This is a genomic window from Vibrio penaeicida (genome assembly GCF_002933855.1).
Lineage (GTDB): Bacteria > Pseudomonadota > Gammaproteobacteria > Enterobacterales > Vibrionaceae > Vibrio > Vibrio penaeicida_A.
In genome coordinates, this window is the sequence record NZ_BFAQ01000013.1 from 23,568 (window position 1) to 47,298 (window position 23,731).

The following is a 23,731-nucleotide window of genomic DNA, read 5'->3' on the forward strand; positions in this document are numbered from 1 at the left end:
GGATTTATGGAATCTGCAATTACCATCAACAGTTTAGATTCAACCTTAATTGCGTCTATTCAAGTAAATTTAACCAGCTCAATTTTGCAAGGCTTTCAGAAACAGTTGCTGGACGAAATCCACAGCAGGGCAGTTGATGGTGTGCTTCTTGACCTTTCCGGTGTCGGGACATTGGATACAGACAACTTTGAGCAATTAAGAAGAATCATTGATTCCGCGGGGATGATGGGAACCCAGTGTGTATTAGTCGGGCTTCGACCCGGTATTGTTTGCGCACTTGTGGAATTAGGGGTGGAAATTGATGGGCTTAAAACGGTCGCGAGTTTAGAGCAAGGCGTTGAACTTATAGCCAAAACTCGCTCAGGGGCGTGCTAATGGAAGGGTTTCTTGATCAAAGTCGTCATAGAGAAGAAATGTTCTACGTGTCATCTGAATCCGAAGTTATGACGGTTGTTATGGCGGCATTTGTTTTAGCTAAAGGTATTGGTTTTAGCGCAGTTGAAGTGAACGAAATTTCAACCAGCGTATCCGAATTGGCGATGAATATTGTTAAGTATGCCAAGTCGGGGAATGTTTTTTTGCATGAGATGGTAACAAGCACCAAAAAAGGGCTTGAGATACGTGCAGAAGATCAAGGAAAGGGGATAGACGATATCGAGAAAGCTCTGCGGGACAGTGAAAGCACATCTGGCACTCTTGGTTTAGGTTTACCCGGGGTGAAGCGAATGATGGATGAGTTTTATATTGAATCTTCTTCAGCAGGTACTCAGGTAGTGGCGAGAAAATGGGTACTATGAATTCGTTCACATACGGCGTGAGAAGCCGCCCATATTTCGGTGAAGTCGTCTGTGGAGATGGCTCAGTCATTTTGGAAAGCGACAAAGGGCTATTCATCGCCATTATCGATTCGCTTGGTCACGGGCAGAGCGCTGCAAAACTATCCCGAGAAATGGAACGCTCCATCAACAATGAAAGCTCATTTGATTTGCAATGGTTGCTTAAGAAGTTAGATGAAGAGTTCAAAGGAAGTATTGGTGCGGCCGTGACACTATTTACGCTTGATCGAAGGAAGAAAATATTCGAATGCTTAAGTGTTGGTAATAACTGTGTAAGGGTGATTTCTCGAACATCAACCAGTTTGAACGCACAGCCCGGTATTGTTGGTGAAAGAATACCTTCACTAATACCCATCTCCGATAACTACGAAGTTGGAGATATGTTTGTCCTGACAACCGATGGGATCAAAGAGCATTTCAGCTTAAGCGATTGTCCAACATTAAAATACGAAACCGCCGAAACCGCCACGGACATTATCATGGAGAGATTTAGTAAAAGACATGATGATGCCACGGTAATTGTAGTTAGGTGTGATAATGAATGAAATTGGAATACTGACCATAGATGGCAGCGAGTCGAGCTTATTGCTGGCGCGTAAGAAGGTAATCAGTGTTTTACGTAGTAGCGGGTATACGAGTGTAGAAACTGATAATTGGGGGTTTAAGTTTGCCCAGTTTTTAACTGTCCTTAACAAAAACTATTCACCCATTAGTTTCACAATCCTCGCTGACACGGACCTTATCCGATTTGCTAGTGTCCCAGTCGAACAAGAGATCGATACCGGACTCCTCAACCACTCTCGTGTTTCATTTAATTATTCCAATAAAACGCTTGAAGTGGATATTAAGGCTAAAATCCCATTTGATTTATTTGAGCTAGACCTTTTAGAGCGCGAGTTAGCCGTTAAGACGGTTGAAGAGTTAATGATTGACTTGCAAGCCAAAAATTCGGCTTTAGCACGCCATCAAGAAGGGCTAGAAAAGGAAATTGAAAGCCAAACCGTCGACTTGCAAAAGTCTGAAGAGTTGTCTCGAACTATCGTTGATAGCGCGCCTATTGGGGTGATTCTGTTGGACAAAGATTGCAAGATCATCAGTTGGAATAAAAACGCTGAAGAGCTTTATGGCTATTCCTCAGAAGAAGCCGTCACCCATCCAATTAAAGAATTACTACAAATGGAAGGTGAAACGCGCTTAGAAGGTGTTTTGGGCCACAAACTGGATTTACAAGTTCAACAAAGCTTGGCAGGGCAGTTTTTTGAGGTGAACACGAAAGACAAATTTGAACGCTCGATACCTGCAGAAATAGGTATGACGATCTTCCAACTGGGCGACTTGTGTCAGGCGACGTTGTTTATTCGAGATATTTCGGAAAGAAAACTGGCAGAGCAAGAGCTCAATGTGGCGATGGCAAAAGCGGAAGAAGCCGTAGAAGTAAAATCGATGTTCCTTGCCAATATGAGCCATGAAATACGCACGCCAATGAATGCCATAATTGGCATGGCGCACTTAGCGTTAAAAACGGATATGTCACCAAAACAACGTGACTATGTGTCGAAAATACACAGCTCCGGTACATTATTGCTTGGTATTATCAATGACATTCTTGATTTTTCTAAAATTGAAGCAGGCAAGCTGGAAATGGAAAACATTGAGTTTACACTTGATGATGTTTTCAGAAATGTTTCTACAGTAACTGGTCAGAAAGCCTTTGAGAAAAACCTTGAGCTTCTTTTCCACATCCCCCGAATTATTCCACAGCAGCTTGTCGGTGACCCTCTTCGAATTGGTCAAGTGATCATTAACTTGGTCAACAACTCCGTCAAATTTACCGACTCAGGTGAAATTACGGTATCAGTTGATCTCCTTGAACAAATTGGCGGTCGCATAGAGCTTGAATTTACGGTTGCAGATACTGGTATCGGAATGACGCCAGAGCAATCTGGCAGGTTATTTACCGCATTTACGCAAGCTGATGGCAGTACCACGAGGAAATACGGCGGTACAGGGCTGGGGTTATCGATATGTCGAAGGCTTGTCGAGTTGATGGGGGGGAACATCCGGGTAGACAGCGAACCAGATGTCGGGAGTTCTTTCGTATTTAATGTCTGGTTTGATCTAGCAGAGCAACTCGGCGGCGCAAAAGACAAATGGACCTCTCTACGTCCAGACATGTTGGATGAGTTAAGAGTGCTTATTGTTGATGACAATCATCATGCACTTGAAATTATGTCTGAGATGCTTGAAACCCTTCCTATTCAGCCGGAAACAGCGAGCAGTGGTCAGGAAGCATTTGAAATGATTGAGAAGCATATCGACCAAGATAATCCGTATTCGTTGGTACTGATGGACTGGAATATGCCTCAGTTGAACGGCATAGAAGCCGTGACGCTCATGCGAGAAAAATTGGAAAGTGAAAAGCAACCCAAAGTAGTGATGGTTACCGCCTACGACAAAGATGATGTTAAAAAGGCCTCAAACAGCATAGACATTGCTCATTACCTCACCAAGCCTGTTAGCCAGTCGTCATTGTATGACTGTTTGATTGACCTATTTTCCAATGAAGATCGGTTCTCGGAGTTGTCGGAAGCGGCTCGCGCAGAAGATAACGACGAATTTAAAGGGTTGCGAGTACTGTTAACTGAAGACAACGAGATCAATCAGCAAATAGCGTTTGAGCTTATGTCGGGAAAAGGTATGGAAGTCACTATTGCGAATAACGGTAAAGAAGCGCTTGATAACTTATCCGTTAATGGCGATGGCGAAGTGCCTTTCGATATTATTTTTATGGATTTACAAATGCCGGTGATGGATGGGTATGAAGCAAGCAAGCGTATTCGATCAAACAGCCGATACGAAAACACACCTTTAATAGCCATGACCGCTCACGCCATGGTTGAGGAACGAGAACGATGCTTAAACTTAGGTATGAATGATCACATATCTAAACCGATTGATCCTGAAACTTTGTACCAATTGATCCGCAAATGGGCAGGTGAAAAACTGAAGGCGCTACAAGTAGCGTCATCTACACCTGAACCAGAGCAAGAAAAGGTAGATCAAACGCCATTAAATCAAGAAGAATCGCCTAATGCAAAAAACGTAGAGAGGGCGGAAAAGGAGACATTAGTTAAACGAGAAAATCGAACACTCTACGACTTGGATGCGATCGATTATAAAAATGCACTGCTTAGGGTCGGTGGAAATGAAACGTTATATAAAAAACTCCTTGGGCAGTTGATTAATAAAGAGCTCGATTTTCGCAAGCGCATCGACATTATGGCCGACAAACAGGATAAAGCAGGGGCATCAATGGCGGCACATACCTTAAAAGGCTCGGGAGCCAATATGGGGTTGATGCGGCTTTCCGATATGGCATCCCGGCTCGAAATCCTGATAGATGGTGAGAAGCATGATGAGACGTCGATTCTTCTTGATGAAATAGAAGAATACATACATGTCTTATTTGCAGACATTTCTGGAGTGATTGGTCACGCGCTCCCGACACAAAAACAAGAGGTGGATGGGGATATTCTAGGAAGAGCACACCGTTTAGATGAGCTTTTACAGAATTTTGATGCCAGCGCTATCGATTTCCTTGAAGAGCATCATCGAGACTTTGAAGCCGCATTGGGCGGTGAAGAATTCGCTCGTTGTTGTCAGCTTATTCACGATTGCGATTTTGATCAAGCTGCCTCCATCTTAAGAAGCTTAGTGAACTTATATCCACTGGATATGGGAAAAGTGCAAGGAGCTTAATAGTGTCTCAGCAAGGTGTTAAAAAGACCATCTTAATCGTTGACGATACGGCAGAAAACCGAACGTTGATTACAGGCTTACTTAAAGATGAGTATCGAGTGTTAGCCGCTGTAAGTGGTATGCAAGCGCTAGAACTGTGTGAGCGTTTTAAACCAGACATGGTTTTGCTAGACATTATGATGCCTGTTATGGATGGATACGAAGTTTGTTACCAACTTAAGAAAAATCCGAAGACGAATTCTATCCCTGTCATTTTCCTAACTGCAAAGTCACAAATTGAAGACGAACAAAAAGGGTTTGATGTTGGAGCGGTAGATTACATATTAAAACCCATCAGCCCGCCCATATTGCTGGCACGCGTTCAAACGCATCTAAAGCTTCAATTTGTTTTAGATAGCCTAAAGGACCACAACGATCAGTTGGAAAGGCGGGTTAAAGAGAGAACAGAAGAATTAGAAATGCTCCAGGATGCCACTATTCTTGCTATGGCTTCATTAGCAGAAACACGGGATAACGACACGGGTAATCACATCCGCCGAACTCAGAAGTATGTAAAAATTCTTGCCGAAACCATGGCCCAAAATCCTAAGTACAATGAAGAATTGACGCCAGAAACTATCGAAGCCTTTTACAAGTCTGCACCTTTACACGATATCGGCAAAGTGGGTATTCCAGACAATATTTTACTGAAACCAGGCAAATTGACTGATGAAGAATTTGAGATCATGAAAGGTCATGCAAGGTTAGGAGGGGACACCATAGACACCGTTGAAAAAACGCTGGGCGTTACTTGCGCATTCTTAGAACATGCCAAAGATATCGCTTACTACCATCAAGAAAAATGGGACGGTTCGGGCTACCCAGAACACCTTGTGGGAGAGCAAATACCATTAAGTGCAAGACTGATGGCAGTGGCAGATGTTTATGATGCGCTTATTTCATCGAGAGTCTATAAGCCACCTTTTCCACACAGTAAAGCAGTTGAAATTATAGAGTCGTCTGCGGGCAGTCATTTTGACCCTGAGGTAGTAGAAGCATTTAAGCAAGTAGAAGACCGTTTTGCCGACATAGCGTCACAGTTCTCCGATGAATTAGCAGCCAATCCAGAAAAACAAAACGGAACTTAAAAATGCACTGTACGCTGTTTTACTTTGGTGTGTACGATTTTATGAGAATAAATAATGCATCAACAGCTTGTTCTAACTCTGCATATGCCTTTGCTTTGCCAAGCACCCTTACTCCCTGAACTTGTGTGAGCAAAAGAGAAGCAAGGGCTTCTGTGTTGCAGCTCTCAGCGATTTGATGCTTCAACTTGGCGTTATCTAATGCACGTTTGAAATTACTAAGAAGTAAATCAAAAACGCCTTCACCTCGGTTTTTCACCGTATTGTCATTGCCACCATGCTCAATCAGAGCGTTTTGCATAAAGCATCCACTTTTCTGATCTTTTTGAATTCGCGCAAAACGCGTCAAAAACTCTTCTATAGTTACAAGGTCTGCATTGTCTTTAATGAGGTTTTTCATTGAAGGGAAAGAAATGTTTTCAAGGTAAAAATCAAGAGCTGAGTAGTACAGTGCTTGTTTATCACCATAGGTGTTGTAAAGGCTGAAGCGATTAATACCAAGTGTTTCAACTAAATCAGCAATTGAGGTATTTGCATAACCTTTTTGCCAAAAAAGGTTCATAGCATCAATCAGTTTCTCTTGTTTATCAAAATTACTCTTTCTAGGCATGGGTACTCTCACTTTGCGTTCTGTGAGTATAACATCATTGAAATAAAAAATTAATACTTGACCGATCGTTCAGTTATTTTGTAGTTTATAACTAAACGAACGTTCAGCATGTGAAAGGAATGAAAATGAAACTTTATGAAACTGCCATGACACCGAGTAGCCGACGTGTTTCTATCTTTATGAAAGAATTGGGAGTTGAAGTCGAAAAGCAACAACTTAATGTTAAAGCCGGTGATAACCTCACACCTGAATATTTGGCCAAGTCTTTAAACGGAAAGGTGCCATTATTGGAACTGGATTCTGGCGATTTAATTAGTGAAAGTGTTGCTATATGTCGCTATTTAGATGGTGTTAACGACAACGAGTTTGCACTTTTCGGAAAAGATGCCTTAGAAGAAGCTCAAATTGAGATGTGGCACAGAGTGGTTGAATTCGAAGGGCTATACGCAGGCTTTCAAGCATTCAGAAACCTAACTGGGATTTATAGTGATCGTGAAACGTGTATAGAAGCATGGGGAGCAGAGTCGAAAAGCCGTGTCGCCAGTTTCCTACCAAAACTTGAGAAACGCCTCAGTGAATCAGCTTACATAGCGGCTGACCGCTTTACAGTTGTAGACATTACAGGACATATCTTTATTAGTTTTGCAGCGAATGGTTTGGAGCTGGATGTTTTTGATGAATATCCATCTATTAAGTCATGGTTTGATAAGATATCTTCTCGCCCTTCATTTCAGGCTTAAACCCAATCCGATCTAATTCGGTGCGATATCGATATAAATAAAAACCTCAGCATTTTGCTGAGGTTTTTATTTGCATTGCATCTGTTAACTTCTTGCTTGGGTAAGCGTTGCTAAAAGTATAAAATGTCGCGCACTCAAATTTACATCGACAATTCCCCGAAAATTTTATGCATGGTAAAGGAGATTATGAGTACGCACCTTCGATACATCCAAGGTTATCCAGAGCCTATTCTCGATCAGGTAGAGCAACTCATTCAGCAAGGAAAACTTGGTGTCTGGTTGAAGCAGCGCTACCCAAGTAATCATTCCATTACGTCTGACAAAGCGCTTTTTGAATACACAATGGAATTTAAAAATAGGTATCTCAAAAAGTCTTCGCCTTTGAGCAAAGTGGTTTATGACAAAAAAATCCATATGGTCAACAATGCGCTCGGTCTTCATACCTATGTATCTAAAGTGCACGGTGGCAAAATTAAATCAAAAAATGAAATTCGAATTGCCAGTATGTTTCGGCAAGCACCGGAGCCGTTTTTAAGAATGCTGGTGGTGCACGAGTTGGCTCATATTAAAGAAAAAGAACACAATAAAGCTTTTTATCAGTTATGTTGCCATATGGAGCCGGAATATCATCAGCTAGAATTAGATGCGCGTTTGTACCTCATCTACCAAGAGCTAACTCATCAAAAGCTCAATCATCAAAAGCTCAATCATCAAGAGCCCATTGCTCAAGAACAGCCTCACCAAAAACTTCAAACAAATCAAAAAGGTTAATTTGTGTCTTCAAAATCAAATAAAAAATCAAACACAAATGGCACCTTAGAAACAAAGGTTGTAAAGAAGCGCTTTGGTGCTTTGCATAAACGTAACGCGCACAAAGGTAGATATAACTTCTCTGCGCTTATTAAAACCCTTCCAGAATTGCAGCCGTACGTTATTAAAAACATAAAAGACGATTTATCCGTCGATTTTTCAGATGATAAAGCCGTTATTATGCTAAATAGGGCGTTGCTTGCTCATCATTACAGTGTCACGAATTGGAGTATACCTGACGGATTTCTTTGTCCGCCGCTTCCTGGAAGAGCGGATTATCTGCATCACATTGCCGATTTATTTACTCATAAAACGAAAGGCTACCAAATTAACGGGTTAGATATTGGGACTGGAGCAAATGCTGTCTACCCCATTGTGGCCATAAGCGACTATAACTGGACAATGCGTGCCAGTGACATAGACCCGATTTCCATTTCCAACGTTCAAAAAATCGCTAAAAATAATGCCATTTTGGAAGGAAAGCTTTCGGTTCAACTACAGAAAGATCCTAAGAAATATTTTGAAAATATCATTGATGCCAAAGAGCGAGTCGATTTTACCATGTGTAACCCTCCATTCCATAAATCGCTAGAAGAAGCGAATAAAGGCAGTGAGAGGAAGTTGAAAAACTTAGCAGAGAATCGCAAAAAGCGAGGCGCTATAAAGAAAGAGGTTAACGCTAAGCTTAATTTTGGCGGTCAAAAAGCTGAGCTATGGTGCCCGGGTGGAGAAGTACTATTTATTAAAAATATGGCTTACGAAAGTAAAAAATTCGCTCGCCAATGCCTGTGGTTTACGACGCTAGTTTCCAAAAAAGAAAACGTAAGACCGTTAAGAAAAACGTTAGAGAAACTCGGCGCTTGTGAAGTGAGAATTATAGAAATGACTCACGGGCAAAAGATTACTCGTTTTGTTGCTTGGACGTACCATACCGAACAACAACAAGCTCAATGGTTCACCTTAGGGTGAACCAATAGACAGTGCAAACATCAGAAGCAAAGGTAGAGTAATCAAACTGAAAAAGTTTGCGAACAATACCATCGACGCAACGTTTCTAGGTTCCACATCAAACCGCTCTGCAAACAGGTAGTTCATGACGGCAGGTGGAAGCATGCTAAAAAGCACCATCATTTGAAGTTGCATTGTGGGTAATGGCACAAGCCAATAAATCAATAGAAGAGCAATGGCACCGGTTGCCAACGATTGAATCGTACAAATTACCCCGGCTCTTAAGCCTGAGAAACGCATAAAGCACATTTGAGAGCCTAGCGATAGTAGCATGACTGGAATGGCTGCCTGCCCAAGTAAGGTAGTGGCGTTGTGAAAAGGTTGCCAAACCTGAATACCGGCAAGATTCACGAACATTGCGATAGCCGCAGCAAGAAAGACAGGCATCTTTATGACTTGTTTGAACGGGTTTCCATTGCTTAATAGCGCCAATCCGACGCTGATGTGCGTGCACGCCGACATAACAAATAGCAGAACCGCGGGTGCTAACGCCGTATCACCAAAAGTGTAAGTGAATAAAGGAATGGCAAGATTACCGCTATTTCTAAACATATGCGGTGGTGCCCAAGCTTTGAAATTCAACCCCGACATTTTGCATATTGGAACCATGAGTATACCGGGGACCAAGATCGCAATCAGTGCCGCACCAGTTAATGGGAATTGTTGCTCATCCAAAGGCATCACAGAAAGCGATGAAAAAACGAGTGCGGGTGTAAACACATCCATGTTTATACGGTTAATAGGTTTGAAATCGGGCTTCTGCCATTTAGCAACGATAAACCCTACTAAAACAAGTGCAAATACCGGAAATATTATACTGACGACCTGTTCAAACATTACTGTCCTTTCAGTTTGAAGTGATTTCGAAAAGAATAAGCAAGTTAACACAGATGGTGCAGAAAAGTTACTTGGGTATAAGTATCTGGAGTAGCTGGTCTTTGACGTTTACTTCTTATCTCGCGAAATTTAGGCTTGATAGAAGATAGAAGATAGAAGATAGAAGATAGAAGATAGAAGATAGAAGATAGAAGAAAAAAGAAAGCTCAGGAGCCCGCATAGACCTGAGCTTGAAAAATAAACACCTACTGGTGCTTTAGGAAACCTACACACATCGTGTGGGACAGGTAGTTACCTTATCCCAATTGGCTGGTGAGGAATCATGATCTAAATCAATGTCTTGTTGAGCGAATTATTAGACATAAGTCTAAGGAAATAGGGGGTTTTCTTTAAATTTAAGAGCTATCGCGGAAAAGGCAGCCCTTGCTCTTAGACTAAGGGCTAATATCCGCAAAAGACAAATACCTGCAAAAGACAATTACGCGTCGGCATCGATAACATTTAAAAATTGTTGCTTTATAGCGGTTTTGTTTAGCGGTTCACTAACTAAGTAACCTTGGAAGTAACGACAGCCTAATTCCGAAATAAGTTGTTTTTGTACATCTGTTTCGACTCCCACAGCAATAAGATCCAACTTTAACGCATCGCATAAAGCAGCAGTGGCTTTGACGATGGTTTTATTGGCAACTTCATCTTGATCTAAGGTACTCATCTGGCTAACAAAGCGTTTATCGAGCTTGATCGCATTGATAGGAAGTGAGTCCAATGACGCAAGAGAAGAGTAACCTGTCCCAAAATTGTCGAGGAAAATATTAATGCCTAACTCTTTGATATTATCGAGCCACTTTACGCAATCGGCATGTTTGAGCGCCATTGAGGGTTCGGCTATCTCCAGCGCCAAATTCTTTCCTGACAACCCATATTGATGAAGCAATGCTTTGAGCCTAGTATGCAAAGAAGAATTAAGCTGAATTTGCGACACATTGATACTTACAATGAACCCTTCAGGAAGGGTGGGTTTCCATTCTGAGAGTGTTCTTCCTACCTCGTCGAATATCCAATCAGCAATTTCAACGATTTGCCCTGTTTCTTCCGCAATAGGAATGAACTCTTCCGGAGGTACGGAACCTAATTTATTGTCGTCCCAGCGGAGTAGTGCTTCAACCCCTTTAATATTTGCATTTTCAGTTTGTACTATTGGTTGAAAGACCAAACTAAGTGCACGTTTATCGAATGCTTTCGTTAAGCGATTTCTGATGAGTACTTTTCGATTTAAAGAGTAGGAAAGTTCAGATGAAAACAGTTCAAATCTATTCCGACCTTCACTTTTAGCATAATGCATAGCCATACCAGCTTGCTTGATCAGCTCTTCGACATTTTGACAGTCTGTGGGGAAATGACTTGCTCCAATACTCGCGGTGATTGAGAATTCGCCTATGTTGGGAATAGGGTAGTCGATGCTTGCCATTTGTATAATCTGGTGAAGTTTATTATCCGCTTGGTGTTTGCTTTGTTCTGGAAAAAGAACAACAAACTCGTCTCCCCCAAATCGACCTAATGAGCAAGACGGGTCGACAATCTCGTTAAGCCTTTTCGTTACTGATTTTAAGAGTTCATCACCAACGCCGTGACCATAGGTATCGTTGACTAACTTAAAACCATCTAGATCAAGGAAGGCGAGAACGAATGGGACTTTTTGAATCACATATTCGGAGATAACATCCAACATACCTCTACGGTTAAAAAGACCAGTGAGATAGTCGTGATGAGCATTGAATCGGGCTTCTTCCAAACGTTGTTTTTTTTCTGTGATATCAGTCAGATTAAGTAAAAGTTGATTGTTATCGAATAACCATTGCGCTGAAATTTCGAAGTGATGAGGTTTTCCATCCAAATTAAACGTAATTTCATCTTTTAATTCTTGCTTGGAAGGTGCAGTTTGAATCCATTGCTTTGCTCTAGATTGACTAGAAAGGAAATCACCTAAGCTGTGAAAATTAGAATTAAAAGTAAGCCGGAAAGCTTCATTTGCACTGATCAGTTCGCCTTTGTCATCAAAAAGCAAGGATAGACGTCCGCCACCAGAAAAGGCGATATCGCGTTTTAAACTGTTTTGCTCTGCAACAACTTCTACCAGCATTGCAGTGCGGTTAGGCTCGATTTCAATGCCGGAAAATACGCACAACGCACACTTAAGCTTGCGCTTAGGAGTGAAGCTCCACCATGTGCGTATCTTTTCGTTGTTTTGAAATTTCTTCCGGTATTGCTCTAGTGTTGCTTCGACTGCCATCGACATTGAAGCGCGTAAATCTCGATTAACGAGTTCTTGTAAAGATCCGCTTTCCCAAAGAAGTAGAGCCGGTTTGTTAGCCCAAACAACTTGTTTATTGTCGAGGTCAAAAATCCAAATTGGGTTATGAAGTAATTCGAAAGCTTCATATGCTCGCATACTAGACGCCTTTTGCCATTATCACGAAACGTATTAGAAACGTTTTTGTAATATTGTACGCATTCGAATAAATGATCCATATAAAATGAGTGTCATAAATATGAAAGGTTTTTCTATTAGGCGGTGAACGTGGCGTTTACTAGATTGATATTTTTATAAAATATAATTGGCGGACATTAATGTCGATTAAGTTGAGATCATAAAAATATAATTCTTTTTAGTTTGTTTGACTATGCTGATCGTTAGCATGTCTGAATTGTAAGTGAGTGTAAGAGTGTGAGAGAAAGTTTATAAGTGGTGAAATTTTCTGTGTTTAGCCACTGTGTTTTGAGTAACCCGACAGAGCTTTTTATTAAAGAGAACTTCTGAGCTTTGAATGAAAAAATGAGCACATCCATTAGTTTTTCCTTAACAAATATAACCTTAACAAGTTTTGTCTCATTTACCAATTGGGCGTAATTGGTTTTTATTTAGGCGAATTTAGCTAAATTGAACGGATTTTTAAGAAATAGCCGTGCGGTAATTTGAGTTTACCTAATTTTGCGTCTATAGAAATACTAGAGCTATTAATATAAATGAAATTAGATTTTGCTAAACAAAGTGTTATTGGAAGTTCCCATTGGAAATTATGACTTAAAACTGAGGTTTATATGCGCGTAAATCAACCCGTGACACAGAAAGAAGTAACATACCCCAAGAGCTACAATTTATTATCGGTGACGTCAACAAGCAGTCATATCAAGTACGCCAGTAAAGAATTTTGTGATGTGGCAGGGTATTCGTTAGATGAAATGGTTGGTGAACCGCATAACATGGTAAGGCATCCGGACATGCCATCGGAAGCGTTCAAAGACATGTGGGAGCATTTAAAAGTCGGCAAGTCGTGGATGGGCATAGTTAAAAATCGATGCAGTAATGGCGATCACTACTGGGTGGATGCCTTTGCTTCTCCAATCCAAGAAAACGGTCAAGTTGTTGAATACCAATCAGTGCGCCTTTGTCCCGATAGAAAACATGTGGACAACGCAGAAAAAGTCTACGCACAAATTCGTAATGGAAAAACGCCACTTAAGTTGAAGTTGCCACGTACAAGGCTGTGGCAGCGAGCGGCAATGTTATTCGTACCTGCTGCAGTTGTCTCGGCTGTTGCCGACACATTTATGCCTGGTGTTGGGATATGGGCATTACTGCTGTTAGCCATTATTTCGGTATACCGAGTATCAAGACGATTAGAAACTCTTAGTGAAGAATCGAGAAAAGTGTTCGATAACCCTTTAATGGAATTGGTGTATAACGATCATATCGACGACATTTCTGAAATTCAGCTGGCCCTCAAAATGAGGCAATCAGAACTCAATGCCATGGTGGGACGAATTCAAGATTCGAACGAACAAATCGGGGAAGCGGCACAATCGTCATCGAATAACTGTGATACAACCGCGTCTAACCTGGAAGGACAAACTGCTGAGACAGAGCAAGTCGCCGCCGCTGTTAACCAGATGCATGCTACAGCAAATGAAATTGCCGAAAACGCACAAAGTGCCAGCGAAGCAACAACGAATGCCAGTACTGCTGCTTCTGAAGGGCTAGAGGCTGTTAGCCAAACTAAAGGGGCAATTCATCAGTTATCCGCTCAGTTAGATGAAGCGTCAGGGTTATTTAGCGAGCTTGAAGCGCACGGAAAAACCATCGGAGATGTGCTTACAGTTATTCAAGGTATCGCAGAGCAAACCAACCTACTTGCGTTAAACGCTGCGATTGAGGCGGCGCGTGCGGGGGAGCAAGGTCGAGGATTTGCAGTCGTTGCCGATGAAGTACGAACCTTGGCTCAGCGAAGCCATGAATCAACAGAAGAAATCCAGTCTGTCATTACCCAAATTCAAACCAGTACTCAAAGTGCCGTTAATGCAATGCAAGAGGGGAATGGACTATCCAAACAGTGTGTTGAAAGCGCAGAAGTGTCTGGAAACAAACTTGATACGCTAATGGGGCAGGTTTCAGATATTTCGGATAGAAATAGCCAGATTGCTACTGCAGTAGAGGAAATGGCGAGAGTAACTGAAGACATGAATTCAAGTGTTCAGTCAATCAGTGAAGTGTGCTCTGCGACAAACATATTAGCGAGTGATACACGCGATGAATGTGAAGGCCTTGTGAGTAATCTAAGCTCTCAAGGGCAATTGGTTAAGCAATTCCGTAGACTATAGACACTTTCTGATATCCAGATCAAAGCCCTACATTGTAGGGCTTTGATTGTTTTTGAACTGGCAAATACTCTTAACTTGCGTGCGATTTTCAAATTCGGAGTGCGATTGAAACTCTATCTGGCTTACGCCGCTGCTAAAGTCACACGTCATCGTGGACATGGCTGGTTTCATAAAGGGAAGATAATTGATACCGGTGTGTTCTGAAGACCATAGCGCTTTTTTGCTATCACCTTTTTCTGCTGTAATTGTGATAATGGCTTTAAGCGTATTTTCATCTTTAGTCGGTATCAGAAAATCGTAGTGAAAAGCACGAAAATAAAAGGCACCCGTTTCATCGGTTTTTACAACGTCGACAATTTTTCCTAATGTTTGAACTTCCCTTATTACCGTAATTCCTGATAACGGTTTACCTTTTAGAAAGATCTTTCCAGACACTGGTGGTGCAAGTTTGTTTGGATTTTCAGAAAGGGAGATTGTATCGCTGAGTATCACGTTTGAATAGGGAACCAGACAGATCACCAAAAGTCTTTTGAACATAGAGACGCGTTGATTAACGAAAGTGAGGTGAATACGTTAACGTTCAAAACTCATTGTGAAAAATATCAAAAGACAATATGGCAAAATTATTACTACAATTCTGCCAAATCTTCGCAGTGGAAGCGGTGGTTTAACCGCTTGCAGGTAATAGAACTTGAATTATTACTTACTACGATTGGTATTAGAGTATGCAGATGGAAGTAACCATTCTTGGGTAAATTCTGATGGTGGAAGGGCTTTTGAGTAATAAAACCCTTGTCCAATATCGCAATTGATTTTTCTTATGTACTCTGCTTGCTCTTGAGTTTCTATGCCTTCGGCTACGGTTTTCATTCCTAAGCTGCGCGCCATCGAGACAATGGCTCTAACTAATGATCGGTTATTTGCATTAGTGTGCATGTTTGACACAAATGAGCGGTCGATTTTCACGCCATCAAATTGAAGTTTCTGCAAATAACTCAGCGAAGCGTAACCCGTACCAAAGTCATCGAGGAGAACTTGAATGCCATGTTCTCTTAGGCCTCGAATGATATCTCTTGCAGCGTCAATATCATGTAATAGCTGGCTCTCTGTTACTTCGAGCTGAAGCTGGTTTGGCTTGCATCCTGCTTTCATCATGCTTTTTGCCAAAATCGCACCAATGTCTTGCCTGTAAAGTTGTTTCGCAGACAGGTTAATTGTTAGATAAAAGTCGGGGGTAACTTGGTTGCCTTCCCACTGCACCAGTTGATTACAGGCAAGGTCTATTAAATGTGAACCCAGAGGCAAAATCATATCCGTATTTTCTGCAATTGGGATGAACTGATCGGGCATTATGATACCGCGAGTTGGGTGGCGCCAGCGCACCAGCGCTTCAGCACCAATAATTTTTCCAGAACTCATATCGATTTTGGGTTGATACCACAGCTCAAATTGACTTGGATCAGCCAGCGCTTTTCTTAGCTCTTGTTCTATGTCTATCCGTTGTTCAATTTTTTTGTTCATTGCGTGAGTGAACAAGCTGTAGGTATTTTTTCCCCGATCTTTAGCGTGATACATTGCAATGTCGGCATTTTTTATCAATGTGTCTGCATCGAGCCCGTGCTGAGGGAAAGAAGCGAGTCCAATACTTCCTCCAGCAACGATAGAATCGCTTTCAATCAATATTCCTTTTTGTAAAGTATCCAGAATATTATTGGCCATATGCTCACGCTGATCACCAACTAAGCCTGTACAACAAATTAGGAACTCGTCGCCACCAAGGCGGGCAACCATATTTGATGTGGTTTCTACGAAGCTGAACCCCACTTCTCGGGCTAATCGAGATGAAACGATTTCGAGTAAGTGGTCGCCAGACGCATGACCAAAATGATCGTTGACCTGCTTAAATTCATCCAAATCGATAAAGAAAAGGTCGATATTGTCATGAGATTCAGATGCAATAAGCTGGTTCACATGCTGAATAAAGCAAGAGCGATTAGGTAACCCCGTTAAGGCATCGTGATAGGCCATGAAGCGAATATCTTCTGTATGCTTTTCGATCCGCATACCCATGTCATTATAGGCGGTGACAAGTTTTCCTATCTCATCAGAACGACGTAGCGCAGGCATCGAACGGAAGTTACCTTGACCTGTTTCTTGTATATGAGCGGTGAGCTTCCTAATAGGCTGCGTTAACGAGCGAGCCATTAAAGTAGCAAGGAAAAGGCTCACAACGAAACTGACCGTTGTAACCCAAAAATGGCTTTGATATAAACTGTGTATATTTTTCTTATATACATCACCAATGACGATTTGGTTCGCGGAAATGTCGGTGAGCAATTTGTCCAAACTCAACTCTAAATAGACGGCGCCCATAGACACACCTGATTGCGAAATTGGCTGAATATAGATCAATTCGGAATCAGTCTGTTTGATGAAAGCGGTATTCTTTTCCATCGACAGTTTGATTGCTCCTTCATTAGGCGGTGTTGCTCCAAAAAGGAGCATCGATTCCGTTCCATCGTGGAAGATCTTGCCATCTTGATCAATGACATGAACTCTCTTGACTTCTTGCTGCGACATTGCTGGTTGAATGGCTAAGTACGTAGCCTCTAAATTGAAATTATACAGTGGATCAAACAGATGCTCAGCAAGGTAGTGCGCGATGGACTTACCCCTAAGTTCAAGCTGCTGACTTAGGCTAGTGCGAGTATGGTTGTTGAGTTCTTCGATAATACTTTCTGTGTGCTGTGTATATAATTTTTGTTGAAGTACAAAGTGGCTAAGAGAGAGCGCAGCGATAATACTCGCAGTCGCGATGATGTATCTTGTACTAAGCCTTATCGAAGAAAGCCGACTCATTTTTGCAAGGCTTCAATTTTAGGAAGGTGTTGGCGAGCTTCATCAATGACGTTCAACATGTCTTGGTTCAACTCATCGAATTGTGACGTTTTTTGAAACCGTACAAGCGTCGATTTAGCATCGGGCTCTAAATGCATTGTTTTTAATGTATTTTTAATCGCTAAATTCACTTCTTGGGACAAAGAAGGTGACGATATCATGAGGTCTCGAGGGTAAAGGGATGATTCGTATACAATTCCGACGGATTGTTTAATTCTATTTGGAATATCCTCAGTCGATTTCCAGTTTCTGTCACTAAAGGCACCAAGATCTGCACGTTGCTGATAAACCCAAGATGATATGTTTATTTCGTTGGATTGTTTAAGTTGTTGATTCATAAACATGTACCCAATTTTTTCTGGGTCAGGCATGTCTGCATGGCTCTCAAGGTATTGCAATTCATATCCTTGCCCAATAAGTGCTACGGCAGGTATAAAAAACGAACTATTTGAGCTCGGTTTTTCAAAAAGTATAGTTTTACCATGCAGCTCATCGAAATTTAGATTTTTCCCGTCATTTCGACCAAATATTATAGAGTGATAGGTCGCACTGCCTTTTTTCCAGCGTCTTACAAGTATATTTGCATCAATTCTATTTTCATAAATTAGAGCGCTATAAACCGTTGCAGGTACGAGGTGAACATGCCCACTCTTAAGCTGTTGAGACATTTCTTCTAGTGTTGGAACAACGACAACTTCCCCATGCGTGTAGCCAAATTCTTTTAAAGAACTTGCAAGATATTCAGCTAAAGGAAGGCTCCATTTAATCCGAGACTTAACTTTTTCTGATACAGCACCAATGATAAAAGGTTTACTTATCAATTCTTTACCTTCATTTTCTGAAGAGAATACAGGCATTGAAACTAAACTGGCTAGCACGAGTAGTACTTTTACAGCTAAAAAAGAAGTCTTAGAATTTTTCATAAAGACAAAGCTCAATATTGAAAATTAAATGGGGAAACTAATCCGAAAGGATAGGGATAACGACATTTTCTGTAAATAATAAATGGAAGTAAGTTAACAAAAATTGTGCAATAAAGTATTGCAAGATGTTTCTATTACTTCGAGGGAATCACAATATTTATTTAAAGGCTCATTAATAAGGTTTGTTCACCTAAAGGTTTATCTTTTGTAATGAGAAACTCTGGCTATTTATAAATACAATAATAGAGCGTGTTGTTAAATGGGATGAAGGTGTTTACGCAACTTTGACAGTAATTCCTCTGTTGAGGTCATGGTTGTTTTTGATCAAGCTTCTACTATTAATGATGAAATGCTAATTTAATTTCAAAATAAGGAAAACAAAGAGTTACCGTATGCAAAATTGGGATTTGGGCATTTGATTTTGCAAAAACGCAGACGCATAATGTTTTGATACTAAACCCTATCTATTGGACTGATTGCATGTACCTCTCAAATCCCGAAGACTTTCAGAAACATTTGTTTAGGAATGAAGAAGGATTTCTATGCGCCGAATACCAAGATTATACGTTTTCTAGTGTATTTCAGCCCATTAAAACAACAGAAGGTGATGTGTTTGGTTATGAGGGTTTGGTGCGAATTAAAGATAAATCTTCGAATACAATAAGACCCGACCTTTTTTTCCGGGACCCCGCATTAAGCTTCATCGATATTATTAATGCCTCGCTTCTGTGTGCCAGTATCCATCTTAGAAATTTTGCTCAATCTGGGAATAACGATAAAAAAATCTTTATCAATGCGTCACCACTTGTTTTTCAGGTGTTATCACATGATGCGAAGTCCATTCAAATCCTACTGAGTTTTTTGGAAATGTTCTCTCTACACCCATCTCAGCTAGTTTATGAAATTATGGAATTTGATGAGGGAAACATACAAGAAATTCTTAATGGTGCTAACTTGTTAAGTGAGTACGGTATTACCGTTGCGATGGATGATTTTGGGCAGTGTGCTTCAAATGCATCACGGGCAAAAATTTTGCTTCCTTCCATCATCAAGCTGGATAAATCTTTGCTCGATAACTTTATTAATCGCGATGATCTAGACCTAGTTGATTCAATTGAATTGGCAAAAAGCATCGGTGCTCAAGTCATTTTAGAAGGGTTAGAAACGAGAGAGCAGCTAGACAAACTGGCTCATCTCGACATTGATATGTTTCAAGGTTTCTATCTTGGAAAGCCAGAGCCACTTCTACCACAAGATCCTGCAAAAAAACTGTAAAACACTCAACCTTAATAATATTAGGGTCTAAAAGTTTCAAGTGGGGTAAGCATCGAGCTTTTTAAGGTATATAGTAAATAATAGGGGATTGAATAAGGAAGGTAGAATGAACCGTTTTCGCTGGGTCGTAAGCATCTTGTTTTTATGCAGTGTTGCAACTAATACTATGGCTGTAAACAAAGTTACCCTGACGTTGCCTGCGTTTAGTGATAATGGTCAATCCTACTTTCACGAGCTTTTAGTTGAATCATTAAAAGCTCAAGGAGTACAGCTTAATATTGTGACGCCATCTAGGCACACACCTCAAAAGCGTGCCGTACATATGTTGAATAAAAACCAGCTCTCTATGTACTGGTTGGTTAAAACCCCAGAACGCAATGCTAAATACCACTTAGTCGATGTTCCATTAACTGAAGGCATGATTGGGCAGCGAGTATTGCTTATTCCTAAGGGAGCCCAAGATCAATACGACAATATAACGACTCTGGAAGAGTTTCGTAAACTGGGTTATGTCGCGGGCTTGGGGGCAAATTGGTACGATATTGATGTCTGGAAAGCCAATAAGCTTCCTTACCATGTAAAAGATGGTGAGTGGAGGCAATTGTATGGAATGCTGAGTATAGATGGGGGAGTGAACTACTTTCCTAGAGGCATGCACGAGGTTGTTTCTGAAGCAGAAGCTCAGCCTCAAATAGATATCGAAAAGAGCCTGATACTAAAGTATGATCGTAATATGATGTTCTATATGAGTGAATTGTCTTTAGAACATAAATTGCTTATTGAAAGAGCATTGAACCACGCAAAAGAGAGTGGTTTAATGCAGAGGCTTATAGATAAGCATTGGAAAAACACCTTAAAAACTATAAAACCCGAAGGTCGGACGATTATTGATTTGACCTCACCATAAAAGTTAGTTGCTAGAAAAATGAACCTAAAATTTAAAAGACTTTGGCTGGGCTGCATATTTAGTGCTGCCTCTGCTTTGTCATGCTATACAGCCGCGGATACAGTGCGGCTAACGTCGTTGTATTGGCCTCCCTATACGGGAGAAAATCTAGCCGAACAAGGTGCCAGCGTTGCTGTTGCTAAAGCTGCTTTTGCAGCCATGGGACACCAGCTTGAAGTTGAGTTTTACCCTTGGAATCGGGCTGTATCTCTTGCAAAAACCAACGACCGATACGCAGGCTATTTCCCAGCTTACTATTTTAGAACCAATAAGTTGCTGTTCTCCGACACGATGGGGAGCGGTATGCTTGGGTTTGTAGAGCAGAAAAACAGCCCGATTACATGGCGAGCTTTAACCGATTTGATTCCTTATAAGATAGGCGTTGTAAATGGGTACCGAAACACCATTGAATTTGATGACATGGTACAAAGTGGTCAATTATCGGCGGTATCTGTTCTAACCGATAAACAGAATGTACTCAAGGTGGCTGATGCGCGATTAGATGTTGCTGTCATTGATGAAAATGTTTTGAAGTTCCTAAAGCTGCATGATGAAAATGTATCGAAAGTGAAAGACAAAGTGCAAATGAATAAAAAGCCCTTGGTGAACAAACATTTGTACATTGCGTTTAATCGAGGTGAGCAAGGTGAAAAATGGTTGGACATCTTTAACCGCGGTCTTAGGAAAATCGATGTCGACAAGATAATGGCGACATACATGACGTTGCATTTCGAAACCGATTGATCGTGTTTTTTAGGGTGAGCAAGCAACCGAATCGCTAGTCACAGACTGTTATCCCGTTATTTAATCAAAGGAAAGGGCGCTTTGATCCTTTCCTTCTCTTTTTTGGTTTGAACTCTATCAGAAGATAAAGCCACAGATCCTACGTTTTGCTCTAAGCGTCTATAAGCTTACGAACGAAAATAAAGTACAACTCAATACTATCGGAATACCATAGGCTATGCCTTTCTCTCGAATTGCCTGAAAACCCCTATACCTGATTAACATAACGATAATTTGGATCCCTCCAAGCATGCACATCAAAATAACAGCGAGGGTGAGAAATTCTGGCATGATACCGAGCGCATAAGCCGTTAAAAGCTTGGTGTCGCCACCACCCCAAATGCCTATAAGTGTGGCAACAAAGCCTACAATGAAAACCAAAGCCGCATAGGGTAACGACTCGAGGGCAAACCCATTAATTAATGCCAAAGCAATGGAAATTGCACCAATGATGAGGGTGTATTTGTTAGGGATAATTCTATGACGAGCGTCCGAAATGCACGTGGCTAAGCCGGTTGCTATAAGCCCTAAAAAGAGCACTATTTGAATAATGGTATCTATGTTCATGCGGTGGAGTATATAAACACCTAGCCAACAAAGTACAGCAAAAACAACCGTAAAAAACCAATCCATCCTAGCGACTTGTGCGGACTCGGGTATAATCAGATCGTGTTGGTTGGAATGCAAAGTCAGGTTAAAAAGCACGAGACTTTTTGCGTAACTAAGAATATTTAAAACCAACTGGGTATAACGGCAAATTAGACTAGCTAGAAGGATTGAATATGCAGAGCGTTGCGATTTTGCTCTTTGTCTTGGTAACCGTATTTCTTGTATATCAAAAATACTTTGCGAAACGCTATGCACCGATCACCTATCCTTATAAGAAGGTTGGAAACTTAATGAGCGGTCCTGAGGTGGCATTTTATAATGCACTGATCACTGCTGTTGATAATCGCGCTTTAGTGTTTGCAAAAGTGCACATGGCAGACGTATTGATGCCGGCACCAAACAAAGATAAGAAAAAGTGGTTGGCGGCATTTAATCGCATTGCGAGAAAACACCTCGATTTTGTGATCTGCCGTCCTGGTACACTCGAAGTGTTATGCATTATTGAGTTTGACAACGGTAAAGAACTGAACAAAACCAAGGCGGAAAGAGAAAAGTTGCTGATGCACGTTTGCAAAACGTCGGGCATTCCTTTGATCGGCGCTAACGAAAAGTACGCTTACCAAGTTGGAAGATTAAGAAAGGTACTAGCTGAATACGTGGACACTATCGATATCGAACCCGAGGTTAGATTTTGTAAGGAATGCCAATCTCCTATGGTGGTAAAAGTAGGGGTACAAGGTCCGCACAAAGGAAAGCGGTACTACGCCTGTAGCCGTTATCCGAATTGTCGCCATACAGAAGATTTTATTGAAGAAATTAACTGGTCCTGAGCAATAGCGTGCTAAAAAACGTAACCCGAGTTATAGAAATAGAACTCGGGTTATTTTTTACCTTTAACTTGTGACATTGTCACCCCATGACTGGCAAAGAGTGCTGGCATGGATTTATCTAGATTCTCTAAATCTTCATCAGAGATGATGACGACTGCAAGACCATAGCGTTTATAGGTTTGGATTTTCAGCTCAAATTCAGATTCCAACTCTGTTTCCGTTTTATTCGGATGTATTTCTAGATAGAGGTTAACTCTAGGTAAGTAGAATGAGGACTGAATATCGATATCTATCGGTAACGTTCTTGCGTAAGCATGTGCAATGCCAGTGAGATACAACCAATTGTCTAAATGCATTTCTTCGGTTGTTCGCACGTAATGACCATCTGCGCAGTGAAATTTGGCTTCAAATTTTTGTCGGAAATTAGAGTAAGATTTATCAGTGGATCGTTGGCTAACGTGGCACCCCAGTAACTCTTCAGCAGAAGAGAGCAACCGAGTATTTACGATGATACTTTTATCCCAAACAACGTAATCAATATTAGAAGCTTTGTTATGCCTCTGCTCCGCCCCCATTCTTTTACCCAATGTACTTGCTACCCAGCCTCCATCCGACTTCAGAATCCACCCCAATTCACCAAGTAGTTGATTGGATTGTTGGGAAGTTAACTTAAGTCGCTCACCCACCTGGGCTGCAGTCAGTTTGTCTTCCTTTGAGTCGTATAAAGGAACATATAAATCCTCAGGCCAAACGATGTAACGCCCGTATTGCTTTGACTCTTTATAACGCCCACCTTGAGCCAAGCCTATTCCTGTTAACGTCCAATGCTCTTCTTCTTTGAAGACGAACTCGTATTTCTCTAGCGCTTGAAACAAAGCACCTGCTTTAACGTTCAATTTTTCAGCGAGTTTACTGGTTGAAATCATATCTGCTATCGAGAAGTTCATGAAAGTTCAACTATTGTATACCCAAGTGACCTCAGGATGCAGGATTCAGAGCCTCATATTCTGTTTCAAATCAAGAAAAAGACCGCTGTAGATTTAATAACCACACTAACGTTGCATGTAATGAGCCATATTGAACTATA

20 protein-coding genes and 1 pseudogene are annotated in these 23,731 nt (G+C 41.2%); 13 read left to right on the forward strand and 8 right to left on the reverse strand.

Features of this window, described 5'->3' with window-relative positions; all coding sequences use genetic code 11:
* Positions 1-6: 6 nt before the first annotated feature.
* Genes VPNCDNU1_RS06790 through VPNCDNU1_RS06810 form a run of 5 tightly spaced genes read left to right on the forward strand, consistent with a single transcriptional unit; the run spans position 7 to position 5,722 of the window.
* On the forward strand, positions 7-375 hold the full coding sequence (locus VPNCDNU1_RS06790; protein ID WP_104399677.1) for an STAS domain-containing protein: 369 nt from the start codon (positions 7-9) through the stop codon (positions 373-375).
* The gene (locus VPNCDNU1_RS06795; protein WP_104399678.1) at positions 375-797 is read left to right on the forward strand and encodes an anti-sigma regulatory factor; all 423 of its coding nucleotides are present in this window, start codon (positions 375-377) and stop codon (positions 795-797) included. Before VPNCDNU1_RS06790 ends, VPNCDNU1_RS06795 begins: the two co-directional genes overlap by 1 nt.
* Positions 785-1,381, forward strand: coding sequence for a SpoIIE family protein phosphatase (locus VPNCDNU1_RS06800; RefSeq protein ID WP_104399679.1), 597 nt, complete (start codon positions 785-787; stop codon positions 1,379-1,381). The genes VPNCDNU1_RS06795 and VPNCDNU1_RS06800 overlap by 13 nt, the downstream gene beginning before the upstream one ends.
* Positions 1,374-4,595: a response regulator gene (locus tag VPNCDNU1_RS06805; RefSeq protein WP_104399680.1), complete on the forward strand. Its 3,222-nt coding sequence runs from the start codon at positions 1,374-1,376 to the stop codon at positions 4,593-4,595. Before VPNCDNU1_RS06800 ends, VPNCDNU1_RS06805 begins: the two co-directional genes overlap by 8 nt.
* The gene (locus VPNCDNU1_RS06810) at positions 4,595-5,722 is read left to right on the forward strand and encodes a response regulator (RefSeq protein WP_104399681.1); all 1,128 of its coding nucleotides are present in this window, start codon (positions 4,595-4,597) and stop codon (positions 5,720-5,722) included. Before VPNCDNU1_RS06805 ends, VPNCDNU1_RS06810 begins: the two co-directional genes overlap by 1 nt.
* A 19-nt stretch (positions 5,723-5,741) precedes the next feature.
* On the opposite strand, the gene VPNCDNU1_RS06815 is transcribed toward VPNCDNU1_RS06810, so the two are convergent.
* Positions 5,742-6,329, reverse strand: a complete 588-nt coding sequence (locus VPNCDNU1_RS06815) for a TetR/AcrR family transcriptional regulator (protein WP_104399682.1) — start codon at positions 6,327-6,329, stop codon at positions 5,742-5,744.
* Positions 6,330-6,454: 125 nt separating this feature from the next.
* On the opposite strand from VPNCDNU1_RS06815, the gene VPNCDNU1_RS06820 reads away from it, so the two are divergent.
* From VPNCDNU1_RS06820 to rlmF, 3 genes and pseudogenes are all read left to right on the forward strand, one after another.
* A complete protein-coding gene (locus VPNCDNU1_RS06820; protein ID WP_104399683.1) occupies positions 6,455-7,069 on the forward strand; it encodes a glutathione S-transferase in 615 nt (204 codons plus the stop codon).
* 186 nt (positions 7,070-7,255) lie between these two features.
* Positions 7,256-7,756: pseudogene (locus tag VPNCDNU1_RS06825) on the forward strand (M48 metallopeptidase family protein); the annotation flags it as partial.
* Between the two features lie 87 nt (positions 7,757-7,843).
* Entirely contained in the window at positions 7,844-8,848 is a 1,005-nt protein-coding gene (gene rlmF, locus VPNCDNU1_RS06830; protein WP_104399685.1) for a 23S rRNA (adenine(1618)-N(6))-methyltransferase RlmF, read from the forward strand.
* Here the strand turns inward: rlmF and VPNCDNU1_RS06835 are convergent.
* A complete protein-coding gene (locus VPNCDNU1_RS06835) occupies positions 8,840-9,724 on the reverse strand; it encodes an AEC family transporter (RefSeq protein WP_104399686.1) in 885 nt (294 codons plus the stop codon). The genes rlmF and VPNCDNU1_RS06835 overlap by 9 nt on opposite strands.
* Before the next feature lie 478 nt (positions 9,725-10,202).
* Positions 10,203-12,173: a sensor domain-containing protein gene (locus VPNCDNU1_RS06840; protein ID WP_104399687.1), complete on the reverse strand. Its 1,971-nt coding sequence runs from the start codon at positions 12,171-12,173 to the stop codon at positions 10,203-10,205.
* Positions 12,174-12,823: 650 nt separating this feature from the next.
* On the opposite strand from VPNCDNU1_RS06840, the gene VPNCDNU1_RS06845 reads away from it, so the two are divergent.
* Positions 12,824-14,380 (forward strand): methyl-accepting chemotaxis protein, encoded by a 1,557-nt coding sequence (locus VPNCDNU1_RS06845; protein ID WP_104399688.1) that lies wholly within the window; start codon positions 12,824-12,826, stop codon positions 14,378-14,380.
* Between the two features lie 27 nt (positions 14,381-14,407).
* Here VPNCDNU1_RS06845 and VPNCDNU1_RS06850 read toward each other — a convergent pair whose 3' ends face one another.
* The 3 genes from VPNCDNU1_RS06850 to VPNCDNU1_RS06860 form a co-directional block, all read right to left on the reverse strand.
* Positions 14,408-14,917: a DUF6795 domain-containing protein gene (locus VPNCDNU1_RS06850; protein ID WP_104399689.1), complete on the reverse strand. Its 510-nt coding sequence runs from the start codon at positions 14,915-14,917 to the stop codon at positions 14,408-14,410.
* A gap of 162 nt (positions 14,918-15,079) precedes the next feature.
* Complete coding sequence (locus VPNCDNU1_RS06855; RefSeq protein ID WP_104399690.1) at positions 15,080-17,239, reverse strand: bifunctional diguanylate cyclase/phosphodiesterase; 2,160 nt, start codon at positions 17,237-17,239, stop codon at positions 15,080-15,082.
* Positions 17,236-18,201, reverse strand: coding sequence for a phosphate/phosphite/phosphonate ABC transporter substrate-binding protein (locus VPNCDNU1_RS06860; RefSeq protein WP_104399691.1), 966 nt, complete (start codon positions 18,199-18,201; stop codon positions 17,236-17,238). The genes VPNCDNU1_RS06855 and VPNCDNU1_RS06860 overlap by 4 nt, the downstream gene beginning before the upstream one ends.
* Before the next feature lie 480 nt (positions 18,202-18,681).
* Between VPNCDNU1_RS06860 and VPNCDNU1_RS06865 the strand changes: the two genes are divergently transcribed.
* The 3 genes from VPNCDNU1_RS06865 (at position 18,682) to VPNCDNU1_RS06875 (ending at position 21,166) form a co-directional block, all read left to right on the forward strand.
* On the forward strand, positions 18,682-19,476 hold the full coding sequence (locus VPNCDNU1_RS06865) for an EAL domain-containing protein (RefSeq protein ID WP_104399692.1): 795 nt from the start codon (positions 18,682-18,684) through the stop codon (positions 19,474-19,476).
* Positions 19,477-19,582: 106 nt separating this feature from the next.
* Positions 19,583-20,383 carry a hypothetical protein gene (locus VPNCDNU1_RS06870; RefSeq protein ID WP_104399693.1) on the forward strand — a complete coding sequence of 267 codons (801 nt, stop codon included), beginning with the start codon at positions 19,583-19,585 and terminating at the stop codon, positions 20,381-20,383.
* Positions 20,384-20,401: 18 nt separating this feature from the next.
* Positions 20,402-21,166 (forward strand): substrate-binding periplasmic protein, encoded by a 765-nt coding sequence (locus tag VPNCDNU1_RS06875; RefSeq protein ID WP_104399694.1) that lies wholly within the window; start codon positions 20,402-20,404, stop codon positions 21,164-21,166.
* Between the two features lie 159 nt (positions 21,167-21,325).
* Here VPNCDNU1_RS06875 and VPNCDNU1_RS06880 read toward each other — a convergent pair whose 3' ends face one another.
* Positions 21,326-21,838, reverse strand: coding sequence for an A24 family peptidase (locus VPNCDNU1_RS06880; protein ID WP_104399695.1), 513 nt, complete (start codon positions 21,836-21,838; stop codon positions 21,326-21,328).
* 149 nt (positions 21,839-21,987) lie between these two features.
* Between VPNCDNU1_RS06880 and VPNCDNU1_RS06885 the strand changes: the two genes are divergently transcribed.
* Positions 21,988-22,644 (forward strand): DUF2726 domain-containing protein, encoded by a 657-nt coding sequence (locus VPNCDNU1_RS06885; protein WP_104399696.1) that lies wholly within the window; start codon positions 21,988-21,990, stop codon positions 22,642-22,644.
* A 50-nt stretch (positions 22,645-22,694) separates the two neighbouring features.
* Here the strand turns inward: VPNCDNU1_RS06885 and VPNCDNU1_RS06890 are convergent, their stop codons facing one another.
* Positions 22,695-23,591: a glycerol kinase gene (locus VPNCDNU1_RS06890; protein WP_104399697.1), complete on the reverse strand. Its 897-nt coding sequence runs from the start codon at positions 23,589-23,591 to the stop codon at positions 22,695-22,697.
* Between the last annotated feature and the right edge of the window lie 140 nt (positions 23,592-23,731).

What these genes read in the sequence shown, in the direction of transcription:
- VPNCDNU1_RS06815 (WP_104399682.1), bottom strand. Translation starts at nt 6,329, where the DNA reads ATGCCTAGAAAGAGTAATTTTGATAAACAAGAGAAACTGATTGATGCT.
- VPNCDNU1_RS06860 (WP_104399691.1), bottom strand. Translation starts at nt 18,201, where the DNA reads ATGAAAAATTCTAAGACTTCTTTTTTAGCTGTAAAAGTACTACTCGTG.
- VPNCDNU1_RS06885 (WP_104399696.1), top strand. Translation starts at nt 21,988, where the DNA reads ATGCAGAGCGTTGCGATTTTGCTCTTTGTCTTGGTAACCGTATTTCTT.
- VPNCDNU1_RS06875 (WP_104399694.1), top strand. Translation starts at nt 20,402, where the DNA reads ATGAACCTAAAATTTAAAAGACTTTGGCTGGGCTGCATATTTAGTGCT.
- VPNCDNU1_RS06790 (WP_104399677.1), top strand. Translation starts at nt 7, where the DNA reads ATGGAATCTGCAATTACCATCAACAGTTTAGATTCAACCTTAATTGCG.
- VPNCDNU1_RS06805 (WP_104399680.1), top strand. Translation starts at nt 1,374, where the DNA reads ATGAATGAAATTGGAATACTGACCATAGATGGCAGCGAGTCGAGCTTA.
- VPNCDNU1_RS06840 (WP_104399687.1), bottom strand. Translation starts at nt 12,173, where the DNA reads ATGCGAGCATATGAAGCTTTCGAATTACTTCATAACCCAATTTGGATT.
- VPNCDNU1_RS06880 (WP_104399695.1), bottom strand. Translation starts at nt 21,838, where the DNA reads ATGGATTGGTTTTTTACGGTTGTTTTTGCTGTACTTTGTTGGCTAGGT.
- VPNCDNU1_RS06820 (WP_104399683.1), top strand. Translation starts at nt 6,455, where the DNA reads ATGAAACTTTATGAAACTGCCATGACACCGAGTAGCCGACGTGTTTCT.
- VPNCDNU1_RS06865 (WP_104399692.1), top strand. Translation starts at nt 18,682, where the DNA reads ATGTACCTCTCAAATCCCGAAGACTTTCAGAAACATTTGTTTAGGAAT.
- VPNCDNU1_RS06835 (WP_104399686.1), bottom strand. Translation starts at nt 9,724, where the DNA reads ATGTTTGAACAGGTCGTCAGTATAATATTTCCGGTATTTGCACTTGTT.
- VPNCDNU1_RS06850 (WP_104399689.1), bottom strand. Translation starts at nt 14,917, where the DNA reads ATGTTCAAAAGACTTTTGGTGATCTGTCTGGTTCCCTATTCAAACGTG.
- VPNCDNU1_RS06870 (WP_104399693.1), top strand. Translation starts at nt 19,583, where the DNA reads ATGAACCGTTTTCGCTGGGTCGTAAGCATCTTGTTTTTATGCAGTGTT.
- VPNCDNU1_RS06890 (WP_104399697.1), bottom strand. Translation starts at nt 23,591, where the DNA reads ATGAACTTCTCGATAGCAGATATGATTTCAACCAGTAAACTCGCTGAA.
- VPNCDNU1_RS06795 (WP_104399678.1), top strand. Translation starts at nt 375, where the DNA reads ATGGAAGGGTTTCTTGATCAAAGTCGTCATAGAGAAGAAATGTTCTAC.
- VPNCDNU1_RS06855 (WP_104399690.1), bottom strand. Translation starts at nt 17,239, where the DNA reads ATGAGTCGGCTTTCTTCGATAAGGCTTAGTACAAGATACATCATCGCG.
- VPNCDNU1_RS06845 (WP_104399688.1), top strand. Translation starts at nt 12,824, where the DNA reads ATGCGCGTAAATCAACCCGTGACACAGAAAGAAGTAACATACCCCAAG.
- VPNCDNU1_RS06800 (WP_104399679.1), top strand. Translation starts at nt 785, where the DNA reads ATGGGTACTATGAATTCGTTCACATACGGCGTGAGAAGCCGCCCATAT.